This is a genomic window from Ruegeria sp. B1, from assembly GCF_056535885.1.
In genome coordinates this window covers 920,827-936,433 of the sequence record NZ_JBQFJA010000001.1, presented here as the reverse complement: position 1 = coordinate 936,433, position 15,607 = coordinate 920,827, and the positions used below count along the sequence as shown (strand labels likewise).

The following is a 15,607-nucleotide window of genomic DNA, read 5'->3' as shown; positions in this document are numbered from 1 at the left end:
CGGAGAGACGATACCGAACATGCAAAACCTACTTCTCAAATTGGGTGTTCAGGTCAAGCTCGTTTTCCTTTCTTTTTGGGGGTTTTTGTCGCTCATCCGGGTCACACTTCTCTTCGCAGTCTGGTTTGGCGTTGTTAATTGCGCCGCTGTTTGCATGTGTCTGATTGGCTATGGAGAGCCTCGCTCTCTGTCGCACTTCAAGTTGCGCAGCAGGCTTTTTCAGCTTCATCCACACACCTCGTCCGGAGGGACGATCCCGTCAGGTAAATTGGTGGACCACGGCTTCATACCTGTTCTCCCACCTGTTCCTGACGGAAATTGGTGCCTTCGACCAACATCCGATTCAGGATAACAGCAAGTTTGCGGGCGACGGCAACCACAGCGCGGCGTCTGCACTTTGTTCGCACGAGGCGCAGTCTCCACGATTTGATCTGCGATCCGCCAACGTTCTGCATGAGCAGTGCATTGGCCGCTGCATAGAGAGTTGATCGTATATTTCCATCCCCTGCTTTGGAGATACGGCCCGGGTTATCGTGCTCGCCGGACTGATACCGCCTCGGTGTGAGTCCAAAGTGCGCGACCACCGTTCTAGACTTTTTAAACCTGGTCGGATCATCAATTGCCCATTTGAAGGTCAATGCAGCAATAGGACCGACACTGGGCACAGTCATCATACGCATGCAAACTTCATCCTGCGACGCGGCCGTTTTTTACCCGGGCTGGTCATCAAATCCGTCCGCGCACTGAATGGGCTCCCATAGTTCCACCGTCAAACCGGATGCGGATTTTGGTCGCAAAGAAGCTTGTGGGTTTCCGTAAGAGTCATGACGGGCTGAAGGTCCCCCGGAAGCAGGACATTGGCGACGACAACCACCGTCCGTAACGACTTCAACCTCAGACATAAGCGTGCTTAAGGGAACCATTAAGCCTCCTTGATCCGGCCAATATTGGCACCGGTTCATAAAACAGCCCTCAATATAGCCGCAATACTGCTGATTTCATTTCCGTATGCGTTCCCTCAGGCGCGATTATCACTAAAAGTGCCTTAAGTTTTTTTCTCACCGGTGAGTTTCCGGTAATGGTGCAAATGCACAACGAAAAACTCTTGCCAAAGCGATGTGGACCAATCTGCAGGCTGTGCGTATTATCAGGCTGTTCCCGCAAAAACCGCATAAACGACCGCTGCAAGTCCAGTGCTCTTCGATCGCAATGCTAAAAAAGCTTACAATCCCCGACTTCTACTCATGACAACACCGGCCCCCGAATTTCTCAAGCGCTACCTGCGTTTCACATACAAGTGTCAGATCGGCAGGTTTTTGCTAAGTTTCCTGACCCTGAACGGAAGATTGCCTACTTCTGTGATTTTCTACGGGAAAACCCGAATACTTGTTGCAACCTTAGATTGCTAAGCAGCCTAAAACGCTTGGAGCTGTGGGAAAGCGACCGAAAATGACACGCCAGGGAGTTATAAACTCGTTCACTCTGGACTCGATCGCGTGGCGGTCTTCAGACCAGTTTGAGTTTTTGCGTGAGGAACTCGCGCCTATGTGCGGAATGCTCGTGGAGCGACGAGAACCCACAAAATCACCGTTCGAGTTTAAAGTGCAGCGCTATAGTGCTCCAAACATTGCCTTGGAGAGCACAACTTTCGGGAATCCATTCCAAGTTCGTGTGACCGAAGAATCTAAGGCGACTGCGAAGTCGGATCGGTTGTCATTACACTACCGCATGGCTGGAAGGGATACTGCAGCCGTCTTTGGAAACAACACTAGTGTTACTGAACCTCAAGATCTGAGAATTATTGATTTTCAGCGCCCTTTTTTTCAGACTTGTCCAGGTTTCAGAGCTTGAATCTGGTGTTGAACCGCAGCGATGTATTGGGTGAACTTCCCTTCATCCACACCCAAAGCGGCGAAATAATTCGCAATAGTTCACTTTCCAATACGCTGCGTCAGTTGATACCGTGCATTTTTCAAGAACTTAAATCAGCCTCCGATACAGAAGCTGCTCAAATGCTTGGCCATCTTCGCCAGCTTACTATCGACACAATACGTTTCCAAATGATTCGAGATTTGGACAGCACGGAAATACCAGGTCAATCCAGGCTAAGCGTGGTGCTCAGCTACATTGAAACGCACTACAGTGAACAAAGCCTGACACCTGAATATTTGGCTATGGCGACCGGTATGTCTCGGGCGACGCTATTTCGACTTTGTCGTAGAATAGGTTCACCTCAAAAGTTAGTCCAAAAAACAAGGGTCAGGAAGGCGGCAGAACTTATTAGATCTGGTAAAGGCAAAAATATTGAGGCTCTTTCATATAGCGTCGGTTTCTCAGGAAGACAGTCTTTCACCCGGGCGTTCCAAAGGGAATTTGAATTGTCACCCAAGGACTACAGACAGGAACACTCACCCTGACCGAAGAAAACTCCGGATCAAGAAAGTTCGCCGTGCCAGCGGAAGCAAGTGCGACAAACTTCGCGTGGCCGTATTCTAAATAGGGCTTCATACTGCTGTTTGGGTTAATTCAGGCTGGCAACTGCAACGAAGACCTGCCTGGCGTGAAACCTGATGTTGGACGAGGAATGAGCATTCTTTGAGCGCCTCACTCTTGCAATACACGCTCCTCAAACGGGCGCAAGCCGGATGTGTCGCAATACTTCAGGACCTTCTTGACGCGTATGTGAGATCTGACGTTTGTACTTGTTGAACACTGCTGGAACAGGTTTCAGCATGACCTACCTGACAAGCTGCCATTTCCTCAAGGATATCAGTTTTGAGGGCCGTGTATTTCTGTCTGGGATACACGATGTTCTACCGCGATTTAGAAGAGATCATGGTCGAACGCGGTGTATTGGTTGACCACGCTACTGTGAACGGCAGTGTCAGGTTGTTCCTTTGCTCCGAGCGGCAAAGCCAATTAACATACTGAATCTGCCCGGTCTTTCCCGTCTCGAAGATTTTCGGTTCTAAAATTTGTGTCCGATTTGTGGTTTGAGAATGCTGTAAAAACTGAAAGTGAAGTGGAACGGGTGGTAGAGGGCTAGATCAGCCCCAATTCGAACTGAACCCCATTCAACTGTGCAGCAAATCTTGTTGAGACTGAGCGCCCGAGAGAAACTCTATACAGTTGTCACATCAAGGGTAGCAGTTTGAGCCCTTATCAGGCCTTCAACAGCATCTGGGACTTTGCCGGTGCAGGCAAGTCGCAGACCACGCATTCCGGACATTTAGAAATCAGGTGGCAAGTGGCTGGTGAGCGGGCCCTAATGAGCTTTTGCTACGACTGAGCGACTGTCTGGTTAGGCCGTGTTGGCAAAATGAAAGCGTGACAGGCATAGGCTCACCATAGCTGGTGGCTATTCAAACATAGGATCGGAGTATTTCCCAATACAGTAACTGGGTTCTAAAGTTGGGCAGGAAACGAACTGATTGCCCACCGAATGATCGGTCAGCAATCCTCAATATCCGCAATACATTCAGCCTGTTACTTGCGAGCCGGGTGGGTCGGGCGGTTCATCGGTATCAACGGCGCGCGGTCGCAACCAAGCAGTTACAATCTAACAGCTAAAGAATAGCAATCATCATGCGCCTGTTTAAGACGTTAGCCCTGACCACGACGGCCATTGTCACCTTTGCCACCTCCGTCGCGGCGAGTATCTACTCGGATCAACTCACCTCCTATTCAAATCAACAGGCCTTGCAATTCCTCGTCAGTGAGCATGCGCGCGATCCATCAACCTTCGAGGATGCACGCAAGTACATCCTCCTGAGCCGACCAGCGATTATGGAGGACTACCTCAACCAAACCTTAGACCGGGCACCAGACACCCGTAGTTTTTCTCTTTCGGAGCTAAGCACAGGGGAGACCTTCGGAATTGGTTCGATCGCCCTTGGGCTCGCCGCAGTTGGGCTCGCAGCTTCTCTCGCAGGCGGTGGTGGTGGAGACTCTGAGACAGGCTCCGGCCCAAATCCAGGCACCGGTATTCCAAACCCAGGTCCCAGCCCATCACCTTCTCCAAACCCCAGTCCAAATCCAAGCCCAGGTCCCGGCACTCCAAACCCGGGCCCCGGTCCCAACCCATCACCTAACCCCATTGATCCGGTCGATCCAGTTGATCCAATCGATCCAGGCCCCGGACCTAACGATCCCACCTACTACCGAACCCCGGAATTCGAGGAAAACCGTGGCCTATCTCTGATTGGCGCCGATGAACGCTACGCAAAAGGCGGACGCGGACAAGGTGTAAAGATTGCCATCCTGGACAGTGGCATCGATGTCGACAGTCCAGAATTCGCCCCCCTTCCAGGCGTCGACAATAAAATCGACTTTGAACACAGCCACTCCTATGTCGGTGACCCCGACGATATTTCTAACGTTAACGCTAACCCTCATGGCACGTACGTTTCCAGCATCGCTGCAGCCAGGAAAGACGGGCAAGGCCTGCACGGCGTTGCCTTTGCCTCGGAACTTGTCATCTTCAAAGGAATTAACAGGACGTCTGCTAGAACTACATGGCCTGATGCCATTAACCGCGCAATCGCGGCCGATGCGCATGTCATGAACAACAGCTGGAGTGAGACCGTGATAGACAATGGCATCGAAGTCACACACACAATCATTGGTTTTACAAATCCAATTTTCTCTCGGGACGAGAATCGCGATCGGCTTGAAAGATTTCTTGGAAACGATACCATCGATGCCCTGGATGAAGCTATAAAGGTAGAAAATGACTTGATGATCGTTTTTGGTGCAGGAAACAGCGGCCTGCCCGAAGTTTCAGTCAATGCAGGCATTCCAGTTGTCCTGCCCAAATATAAGGACCACTTCATCGCCGTCGTCGCGGTGGATGAAGACAAAAACATAGCGGACTTCTCCAACCGCTGTGGCCTCGCACAGGATTTTTGCCTCGCTGCGCCAGGCGTGGATATCCTGAGAATCCCCAACGGCACCGGCATCGCTCATTTGCGTGGAACGTCCTATGCCGCCGCATACGTCACTGGAGCCTATGCCGTATTGAAGAGCCAGTGGCCAGACCTGACAGCCCCCGAAATCGCTCAGATTTTGTTCGACTCAGCCGATGATCGCGGTGAGCCGGGTGTTGACCCGATCTACGGGCAGGGCCTGCTTAATCTGGCCAACGCCATGCTCCCTGCCGGTGAGCTTGTTGTCTACCAGGGCGACAGCATCGAGGGCGAGGCGATGCCGCTTGCCGAAACGGGCATCGTCGCCAGCGGCGCTCTGGCGCCAGCCCTCAACCAGGCCCTCGCAGGACAGGTCCTGATGGTGGCAGATACGTATACGCGCGGATTTGAACTCGCCGCCAGTGCCCTGGTCTCCGAAGCTGCAGCGCCCGACCCCCGTCCCACGTTCGTGAGCGAAGTACAGGCCAGCGACACCCTGACACTCCTGCGGTCAGATCACGGCACAGGCATGCGTGTGGATGGGGATGTGTCCTCCTATGAGATAAACTTCGGTGCTATAGATCCAGACGCAGATCCGTTTGGACGGCTTCTGACAGAAGATTACGCATTCGGGCATGACGTCCAGCTGACAGACGCGCTGGCGCTGACGACGGACCATGCTTTCGGATCATCCACGGAGGCCTTCTCACGGACCAGCATAGGGCTTGACGCAAAAGACAGGGATGGGTCAGGCTTTTCTGCCCAGGTCGGCCGTATAGAAGAACACGGCACCGTCCTTGGATCCCGTTTCATGGGCGCCGCGGGTCAGGACGGACGCAGTTCGACCTCATTCCTGACGATATCGGGGTCTGTTGCTGTTGGGCAAGACACGCTCCTGACAGTATCGGGCACGCAAAGCCGGACCGATTTCCAACAATCGGGCTTGGTCACTGGCGGCGAAAACCTGATGGGGCGTGCCGGTGAAGTCTCAATCAGCCAGGCGCAGTTTCTGGGAACTCCAGGCACGATGCGCCTGTCCGTCTCCAGTCCGCTCCAGATTTCCTCTGGCGAGATCTCAATCGACCTCCCGCAAGACAGGGTGGCCGCCGTGGCCGGTCAAGAGAGCACGGGCGTGACCAGAACCTCTCAAACCGTGGAGATTACATCTTCCGAGCGGCCGATCGATATTGGCCTGACTTATCAGATCGCGTCGGAGGCGGCCGGACCGGATCTTCTGTTGAGCGCCGGATACCGCGCACAGGGCGGTGACCCCAATCCCTACATCGGGTTTGCGCTCAGTCACAGGTTTTGAGCCGAAGGACGCGCAGCCCGATCACTGGGTGCCATGCCGCAGCCGCCAAAGCCAGGCAAGTCTTCGGACGATCATCGCTCCGCTTACGAAGAACCACCTGCCTGGGGTCTACTCTTCGCGCATGGCATGGGCGATCTGATCCTGGATCGGTTTGATCAGATAGGACAGGATGGTGCGCTCACCGGTCTGGATCAGCGCGTCGACCGGCATGCCTGGCATCAGGATGTTGCCGCCTATCTTCTCCCGTTCTCCCTCCAGAAACCGGAGCCGCACCGTGAAGAACCGCAGTCCGGTTGCCTCATCGAGGCTCGTTTCCGCGGAAACCGTGACAACCTCACCTTTCAATTCCGGTGTCGTGCGCTGGTTTAAACCAGGCAGGCGAATGGTCGCCTGCTGACCCGCAAAGATCTGATCGACATCTGTCGGGGCGACCTGCGTTTCAATGATAAGTGCATCTTCGTTCGGAACGATCAACAGGATGGGCTCTGCCGGGCTGATGAAGCTGCCTCTCGTGTGCACGTTGAGTTGATGGATAAAGCCTGAGCTTGGGGCCCGGATATCCATGCGCGAGAGCTGGTCAACAGACGCCGCTTTCTGCTCTGCCAGGCGCGCAATCTCACTGCGCGTTTCCTGAAGGCGCTGGAGCGTCTCGGCCCGGTAGTCTTCCTGCAATTGCAGGATCTGGATCCGCCTTTCGCTGATCTCCAGTTCGGTGCGGGCCGCTTCGGCCAGCAGCGCCCCGTGCTCGCTGCGCAGGCGGGTCTTGTCCCTGCGCACCGCCAGAACCCGGTTTGTGGCGACGTAATTGTTTTCCAGCAATTGTTCGAGCCCGACAAGCTCCAGATCGATCAAGCCGATCTCTTCTGCCTTGGCCTCCGCCTGAACCTCGAGATTGTCGATCTGGCTGTCGAGTTGATTGATTTGCTCGTTGAGTTGATCGGTCCGCCCCACCAATCCTGCCAGTCGTGCCTCCCTCAGCTGGCGCTGCCCTGTCAGAATACGGGAGATCTCCGTGTCAGAGGCACGACGGATGATACTCTCCGGAAAGACAATGTCTGCCGCGTTGTCGCGTTCCGCAATCAGGCGTGCTTCCGTCGCAACCAGTTCATCCAGCTGCTGACGGACAACTGCAAGATTTGCACGGGTGACCGCATCGTCAAGCCGCAGAAGAAGGTCGCCGGCCTGAACCACATCGCCATTTCGCACAAAGATGTCTGCGACAATGCCCCCTTCCTTGTGTCTGAGGGTTTTGACATTGGATTCGACCACAATGGCACCGGGCGCGATGACCGCCCCGGAGATCTGCATCCAGGCAAACCAGCCGATGAGGAACGCCAGAAGCGCGCAGAAGAACAGGCCCGCGCCCCACAGATGCCGCCTGATGCTGCGACGCAGTGTTTGGACCGTTTCGCTCATACCGCCGCTACACGGCCCGCACCGGTTTGGGGTTTTGAGCAAGAACCTGTTGCAGGATGTCTTCCTTGGGCCCGAAGGCCTGGGCGCGTCCCTCCTTCATGAACAGGACAGTATCCACGCCTGCCAGGGCGCTTGGCCTGTGGGCAATGACGATGACAATCGATCCGGCCTCCCGCAAGGCGCCAATGGCTTTGGTGAGCGCAGTCTCGCCCTCGGAATCGAGATTGGAATTGGGCTCGTCCAGGACGACCAGGAACGGGGTCCCATAAAGCGCGCGCGCCAGGGCGACGCGCTGCATCTGCCCGCCGGACAAGGTGATGCCACCCGGCCCAATCTCGGTGTCATAGCCATTCGGCAGCGACGTGATCAGCGCCTGCGCATCGGCAAGCTCTGCCGCCCGGAGGATATCTTCCGGACCGGCATCGGTCTGGAAGCGGGATATGTTCTGGGCCACGGTTCCGGCAAAGAGCTGGATATCCTGTGGCAGATAACCAATGAACGCACCTTGCCGATCCGGTGCCCACTGGAAGAGATCCGCACCATCCAGCCGGAGTGACCCGCGCAGCACCGGATAGACACCAACCAGGGTCCGTGCCAGCGACGATTTACCGGCCCCCGAGGGACCAATCACACCGAGCCCGTCCCCTGCCTCCAGCGCAAATCCGACATTCTGAAGCACCGGATGACCGACCGGACCCGAAACGACATTGTCCAGGGCCAGGGTTTTGGACGGCAATGGCAATTCCAGGCGCTCAGGCTCGTCCGGGCGGCCTTCCACGACATCCCGCAGGCGCTTGAGCCCCTGTCTGGCCGCCACAAATCCGCGCCACTGGCTGACCGCCATCTCAACAGGAGACAGCGCCCGCGACGTTATAATGGACGCCGCGATCATCATGCCAGGCGTGATCTGCTGACCAATGGCCAGCCAGGCACCCACGCCCAGCATGGCGGATTGCAGCATGAAGCGGAAGGATTTGGTGAGTGTGCCAAAGAGGTTCGCCATGTCTGCGGCATGCCGCTGTTTGGTGAGAAAGGTGCCATTGATCGCCTCCCACTGCTCTTTCAGCGTTGCGGTCATGCCCATGGCCCGGACGGCCTCGGCATTCCGCCTCCCCTGTTCAACAATGGCCGCGCGTTGAACGGCATGTCGGTTGGCGTCTGCCGACGGTTTCCGGGATGCGATCTCGTTCAGGCCGATCAGGATACAAATGAAGACCGCCCCCCCAATGGCAACCAGTCCGAGGGTCGGGTGAAAGACATAGATGATGGTCAAATAAACCGGCATCCAGGGAAGATCGAAGATCGCTGTCGGCCCGGGTCCAACGAGGAATTGCCGCACGGTTTCCAGATCGCGCACCGGATCAAGTGTTTCCGCCTTGCGGCCCATCAGAACCGGCAGCGCGATCGAGCATTCATAGCTTGTTGCAGACAGCTGTGCATCGAGATGCTGACCGACGCGCAACAGCACGCGCGAGCGGATGCCCTCGAGGAGGCCATAGAACATGTACATGCCGCCCGCCAAACCAGCCAGCACCATCAGTGTCGGCACCGAACCGCTCGCCAGCACCCGGTCATACACCTGCAGCATGAAGAGGGGCCCGGTGAGCATCAGGAGATTGATCGGCAGGCTGAGCAGGCCAATGCCTAGGAGCGTGGAACGGAGGGCCTGAAGGCACTCCGCAACACACCCCTCCTGGGAACGCGCTTGCGACATCATGCGTCGTGGTCGTTACGCGTAAAACCGGAAGTCGTCGGAGGACAGATCCGACAGGACGACATTCTTCAGGACAATGCTGTTGTCCGTATCCAACGTGATGGTTGTATCGGTACCGTCATCCGCCGCACTGTTCAGGACGTCCGCATAGGAGGCCAGATTGGTGACACCCCTGAACTCGATGATATCCTCCGTCGCAGCGCCAGCCGCAAAATCGGTTACAACATCCTTGCCGAAACCGGGATCAAAGACGAAGATGTCGTCTCCCGGCCCCCCGGTCAGACGGTCATTACCAGCACCGCCAGCGAGAGTGTCCATGCCCTCATGGCCAAAGAGCGCATCTTCACCACTGCCACCCGTGAGGCTATCGTCCCCCGTCCTGCCGAGGAGGGTCTCGTTGCTGTTGCTTGCAGATAGATTCAGCGTATCGTCCCCCTCACCGCCGTCAAAGATCGTCGTGATAACCTTGTTGCCATCCGCATCAAAGCGCTGAGAATAGATCTCGTAACCGTCAGGCGTATTAATCTGGCCATACGAATGCCACTGGACCGCAAACCCGCCATTCTCCAAGCCTACGACATCGGAATACATCTGGTGGTGATAGACCCACTGCGTGTTCACCTGGAACTCGCCGCCGACTGTTGAGCCGTCAGCGGCGTATCTCTGACCATGAATACTGGCACCAGATCCATCCTGACCATAAGACGTCCAAGTTGCCACAAACCCACCGCCTTGCAATCCGGATACCGAAACGTAGTATTGATTATACTCCGTGGCGGTATTGATCTGGAATTCGCCACCTTCTGCCGCGCCATCGGCATTGTATTTTTGGCCATAGACACCCCAAAATGCGCCGTCCTGATCAGCGGATTGCCAGGTGACGACAAAGCCCCCGTCTTCCAGCGCCGTGATTGAAGGCTCGACTTGATGGTTTGCCGTGTGCGTGTTGATAAGGAACTCCGCGCCAAGGGGGGTTCCATCAGCGTTGAAACGCTGACCATAGATACCAAACAGGTCTCCATCCTGCAGTTCAGACTGCCAGCTGACAACAAAACTCCCATCCGTCAGCACGGTGACAGTCGGCCAGTCCTGTCCCCCTGCAGTATGCGTGTTCACCTGGAACTCGGATCCCGATGGTGTGCCGTCCTGGCTGAAGCGCTGCGCAAAGATGCCGCCCTGATCACCATCCTGACCCTCCGAATACCACACGGCAACAAAACCCCCGTCGTTCAGAGCAGCAATGTCAGGCACGCTCTGATGTCCGACAGTCTCGGTGTTGAGTTGAAACTCATCTCCGATGCGTCCGCCACTTGCACCAAAGCGCTGGCCGTAAATGCCCTGGCCTGAGCCATCCTGATCACCCGACTGCCACACCACCACGAAACTGCCATCGTTCAGACCGGCTGCAGAAGACAGTTGCTGGTCTCCGGAGGACGTCGTATTAATCACCAGTTCATCGCCAACAGGCGTACCACTTGCAGAAAACACACGGCCATGGACCTCAAAGCCAGCAGCATCTGCCTGACTACTTGTCCAGGTGACCACATAGCCACCATTGGCAAGAGCTGTAGAACGGACGAAGGCGCTTATAGTGTCCGTACCCAGATCATCGCTGACCCGCTGTTCCGCTTGCAGTCTGATGGTAAACTCGCCACCATCATCTTCAAAGCGGAACGTGTCAGCACCGCCTACCGTTGCACCTCCTCCGAGAGCATTCAGTTCAATAAGACCGTTGTCGGTTGACATCGTGTAGTAATCCATGGTGCCCGATAACGTTGCAACGGTCGATGTTGCTCCACGCACGACACTCACATTGACGACCGGATCGTAAACGTCCCCGACATCAAGCGTGAAGGTCTTACTGACCGCAAGATCACCTGCATCCGTGGCTGTGACCGTGAGGACAACCTGAGTTTCGCTCTCATAATCCAGGCTTTCACCGTCCTTCAGTTTCAAGTTGCCGCCCAGAACTTCGAAGCGATCATCATCGACAGTATATGTGATCGTGTCGCCGACATCCGGATCGCTGACCGAGAGCATGCCAATCACGGCCCCGGCGTCTTGTTCCTGGACCTCTGAACCTGTCAGGGTGAGATCTTCCGGGGCATCATTGACCGGTGTGATCTCAAGCGCGAAGGTCTCGCTTGTTGCAAGTGAGCCATCGCTCGCCGTCACCATGATGTTCAATGTGCCGTTGAAGTCCTGCGGCGGTGTGCCTGAGAAACTCTCCGTAGCCGCATCAAACATCAACCAGTCCGGCAGCGCCGAACCATCCGCAAGCGTCGCACTCAAGGTCAGCGCATCGCCATTTGGATCCTCAAATGCATCCTCTGGCAGCGCAAAGCTCACAGCCTCATCTTCTGTTGAAAACTTGTTGACCAATGGAACTCCCAAATCAGGCGCATCGTTGGCTCCAATGACCTCAAGGGAGACTGTTGCGGTGCTCACCCCGCCATTGCCGTCACTGACCGTATAGGTGAAGCTATCCGTCAGGGTCTGGTCCCTCTCCAGGGCCCGAACAGTAGCTGCGTTTCTTGGATCATAGCTGATGGTCCCGTTGGCGTTCAGCGTCAGGATGGCCCCCTGTGTGCTCATGGTCGAAACCTCTGACACCATCAACGCGTCCCCATCGACATCGCTGTCATTGGCCAGGAGGGTGGCGGTATCAATCGAAGTGACAACATTTTCTCTGACAGGAGTGGGGCTCTGCGCAACATCATCAACCGCGACAGGAGCATCGTTGGTTCCGTGCACAATGATTGAAACACTTGCGGTGCTTTCACCGCCGTTGCCGTCCTCGACGGTATAGGTGAAGGTGTCCGTCAGGGTCTGACCCACTGCCAGGGCCTGAACAGCGTCTGCACCGGTTGGATCGTAGCTGATGGTCCCATCGGTGTTCAGCGTCAGGGCTGCGCCATGTGCACTCGTGGCATCAACAGCTGACATCGTGAGCGCATCTCCCTCGGCATCGCTGTCATTGGCCAAGAGGGTAGCGGTATCAATCAGGGTCACAGCATCCTCTGTGATTGGCGTCGAACTTTGCGCAGCATCATCAACCGCCACAGGTGCATCATTGACAGGTGTGATCTCAAGCGCGAAGGTGTCGCTGGCTGACAGGGACCCGTCGCTGGCCGTTACCGTGACACTCAATGTGCCATTGAAGTCCTGGGGCGGTGTGCCTGAGAAGCTGCCGGAAGCCGCATCAAACACCAGCCAGTCCGGCAGGGCCGTGCCATCCGTAAGTGTCGCACTCAGGGTCAGCGCATCGCTATCCACATCCGTGAATGCGTTCGCCGGCAGCACAAAGCTCACGGCCTCATCTTCCACGGAAGCCTGATTGGACAATGCAAGTGCCACAACAGGGGCATCATTGGTTCCGTGCACAATGATCGAAACGGTTGCGACGCCCACACCGCCATTGCCGTCATCGGTCGCATAGGAAAATGTGTCGATAAGTGTCTGGCCCTCTGCCAGGGCCTGAACATCAGCTGCCCCGGTGGGATCGTAGCTGATGGTCCCATCAGTGTTCAGCGTCAGGGCTGCACCATGCGCACTTGTGGCAGAAACCGCTGTCACCGTGAGTGCGTCCCCGTCGACATCGCTGTCATTGGCCAGAAGCGTGGCGGTATCAATTGAGGTGACAACATCTTCGGTGATCGGAGTGGGACTTTGCACAACATCGTTAACTGCGACAGGTGCATCGTTGACAGGGGTAATCTCAAGCGCAAAGGCATCGCTTGCTGAAAGAGACCCGTCGCTGGCCGTCACCAGTACATTGACTATGCCGTTGAAATCCTGCGGCGGTGTGCCTGAGAAGCTCCCTGCAACCGCATCAAACACCAGCCAGTCCGGCAGGGCCGTGCCATCCGTAAGTGTCGCACTCAAGGTCAGCGCATCCCCATCCACATCCGTGAACGCATTCGCCGGCAGCACAAAGCTCACGGTCTCATCTTCCACGGAAGACTGATCAGGCAATACAATCGCCACAACAGGCGCATCGTTGGCTCCATGAACAACCACGGAAACACTTGCGGTGCTCTCCCCGCCATTACCGTCCTCGACCGTATAGGTGAATGTATCCGTCAGGGTCTGACCCTCTGCCAGGGCCTGAACAGCGTCTGCGCCGGTTGGATCATAGCTGATCGTCCCGTCGTCTGTGTTCAGCGTCAGGGCCGCGCCATGTGCACTCGTCGGAGACACATCCATCACCGTCAGCGCATCGCCATCCACATCGCTGTCATTGGCCAGAAGCGTGGCGGTCTCAATCAGGGTGACAACATCTTCTGTGATAATCTTGTGACTTTGAGCAACACCGTTCGCATCAAAAACGCGGGCCTTGATGGCGAGGTCCCCATCGCCCTGCTGTCCGTCATGAGACTCCCAGGTGACAACAAAACCCCCATTGGCGAGGGCTGTCACACTCGGGTTCTGTTGCCAGCCATTGGTGAATTCATTGACCAGGAATTCACTGACAACCTCATCGCCATTCTCATTGAAAATGCGGGCCTTGATGGCAGTACCGGACGTATCCCCTTGCTGCTGGTCCTCAGACATCCAGGTGACAACAAAATGGCCATTGGTGAGCGCTGTAATACTCGGGTATACTTGCCAGCTATCGGTGAATTCATTGACCAGGAACTCACTGACAATCTCATCGCCATTCTCATTGAAAATACGGGCCTTGATGGCAGAAGCGGACGCATCCCCTTGCTGCTGGTCATGAGACCCCCAGGTGACAACAAAACCCCCATTGGCGAGGGCTGTCACACTCGGGTCCTCTTGCCAGAAGTTGATGAATTCGTTGACACGGAACTCACTGACAATCTCATCGCCATTCTCATTGAAAATACGAGCCTTGACGGCAGACCAAGACGTATCCCCGTGCTGTTGGTCCCAAGAATGCCAGGTGACGACAAAATGGCCATTGGCGAGCGCTGTAACGCTCGAGTATAGTTGCGCGTCATTGGTGTATTCATTGACCAGGAATTCACTGACAATCTCATCGCCATTTGCATCGAAAATGCGGGCCTTGATGGCAGAACTGGACGTATCCCCTTGCTGCCCGTCAAGAGAATGCCAGGTGACGACGAAATGGCCATTGGCAAGGGCTGTCACGCTCGGCCAGCCTTGCATGTCATGGGTAACTTCATTGACCGGGAACTGACTGACAATCTCATTACCATCCGTATCAAAAATACGGGCCTTGATGTCAAAACCAGACGGATGCCCTTGCTCCTGATCATTGGACGGCCATGTGACGACGAAATGGCCATTGGCGAGCTCGGTAACGCTGGGGGTCAATTGACTACCATTAGTAGACTCATTCACCAGAAATTCACTGACAATCTCCACACCATTCTCATTGAGAATACGGGCCTTGATGGCAGTTTCAGACGTATCGCCCGGCTGTCCATCATCAGACTGCCAGGTGACGACGAAATGGCCATTGGCGAGAGCGGTAACACTCGGGTCGCTTTGAGAGCCATCGGTGAAGTCATTGACCAGGAACTCACTCGGATCAACAGTATCATCAGCCGCGACAGGTGCATCATTGACCGGGGTAACATCAAGCACAAAGGTGTCGCTGGCCGAAAGAGACCCGTCGCTGGCCGTCACCATCACGTTGACTGTTCCATTGAAGTCCTGGGGCGGTGTGCCCGAGAAACTCCCCGCAACCGCATCAAACTCCAACCAGCCAGGCAGGGCCGCACCATCCGCAAGCGTCGCGCTTAAGGTCAGCGCATCGCCATCAACATCCGTGAATGCATTGGCCGGTAATACAAAGCTCACAGATTGATCTTCTGCTGAAAACTGATGAGGCAATGCAAGTGCCAGAACGGGTGCATTGTTCATTACGGTCATTCCTTTATCCAATTCAAGCTGTGAGCAATTGAGATGATCTCATTTGCATGCTGTACATGTGAGTGATGAGTGAAAACCTGTTGTTATTGTACTGGCTAACGTTCCAAAGTTTTACTGATTGGGTTCCGCTGCGCGATTGACCGCGAATACGTCCAGCCAATTCGTCCCGCATCCAACACTGGATCCAGATCGCTGAATTGGAAAATACCATGATTCTATATTTGAATAGGAAAAGGCTATGGTGGGGTCTGCACCTGTCAGACTGTTACTTTGTCAATACGGCCTGAGCAAACAGTCGCCACAAGCACCATTATCGCACCAGAAGTCTGCAATGGTCTTCTGGTCAGGGCGAGTTGCCCAGTCAACCACATCAGTTCGACGTTCCGCCCTGCATTACGT

At 55.4% G+C, this 15,607-nt stretch carries 7 protein-coding genes and 1 pseudogene; 3 read left to right on the top strand and 5 right to left on the bottom strand.

Going from position 1 to position 15,607, the window contains the following annotated elements:
• Positions 1-28: 28 nt before the first annotated feature.
• Together ACR3ES_RS04435 and ACR3ES_RS04430 are read right to left on the bottom strand one after the other, a co-directional pair.
• Entirely contained in the window at positions 29-229 is a 201-nt protein-coding gene (locus ACR3ES_RS04435; protein WP_480424914.1) for a hypothetical protein, read from the bottom strand.
• Between the two features lie 55 nt (positions 230-284).
• Complete coding sequence (locus ACR3ES_RS04430) at positions 285-674, bottom strand: transposase (RefSeq protein ID WP_480473916.1); 390 nt, start codon at positions 672-674, stop codon at positions 285-287.
• A 1,182-nt stretch (positions 675-1,856) separates the two neighbouring features.
• On the opposite strand from ACR3ES_RS04430, the gene ACR3ES_RS04425 reads away from it, so the two are divergent.
• The 3 genes and pseudogenes from ACR3ES_RS04425 to ACR3ES_RS04415 all read left to right on the top strand — a co-directional run bounded on the left by ACR3ES_RS04425 (position 1,857) and on the right by ACR3ES_RS04415 (position 6,216).
• Positions 1,857-2,417, top strand: coding sequence for a helix-turn-helix domain-containing protein (locus tag ACR3ES_RS04425; protein WP_480425554.1), 561 nt, complete (start codon positions 1,857-1,859; stop codon positions 2,415-2,417).
• 315 nt (positions 2,418-2,732) lie between these two features.
• Positions 2,733-2,877, top strand: a pseudogene (locus ACR3ES_RS04420) (IS6 family transposase); the annotation flags it as partial.
• 708 nt (positions 2,878-3,585) lie between these two features.
• Complete coding sequence (locus ACR3ES_RS04415; RefSeq protein WP_480424913.1) at positions 3,586-6,216, top strand: S8 family peptidase; 2,631 nt, start codon at positions 3,586-3,588, stop codon at positions 6,214-6,216.
• A 108-nt stretch (positions 6,217-6,324) separates the two neighbouring features.
• On the opposite strand, the gene ACR3ES_RS04410 is transcribed toward ACR3ES_RS04415, so the two are convergent.
• Genes ACR3ES_RS04410 through ACR3ES_RS04400 form a run of 3 tightly spaced genes read right to left on the bottom strand, consistent with a single transcriptional unit; the run spans position 6,325 to position 15,208 of the window.
• Positions 6,325-7,632: an HlyD family type I secretion periplasmic adaptor subunit gene (locus ACR3ES_RS04410; RefSeq protein ID WP_480424912.1), complete on the bottom strand. Its 1,308-nt coding sequence runs from the start codon at positions 7,630-7,632 to the stop codon at positions 6,325-6,327.
• A 7-nt stretch (positions 7,633-7,639) separates the two neighbouring features.
• Positions 7,640-9,349, bottom strand: a complete 1,710-nt coding sequence (locus tag ACR3ES_RS04405) for a type I secretion system permease/ATPase (protein ID WP_480424911.1) — start codon at positions 9,347-9,349, stop codon at positions 7,640-7,642.
• A 12-nt stretch (positions 9,350-9,361) separates the two neighbouring features.
• Entirely contained in the window at positions 9,362-15,208 is a 5,847-nt protein-coding gene (locus tag ACR3ES_RS04400; RefSeq protein WP_480426452.1) for a tandem-95 repeat protein, read from the bottom strand.
• Between the last annotated feature and the right edge of the window lie 399 nt (positions 15,209-15,607).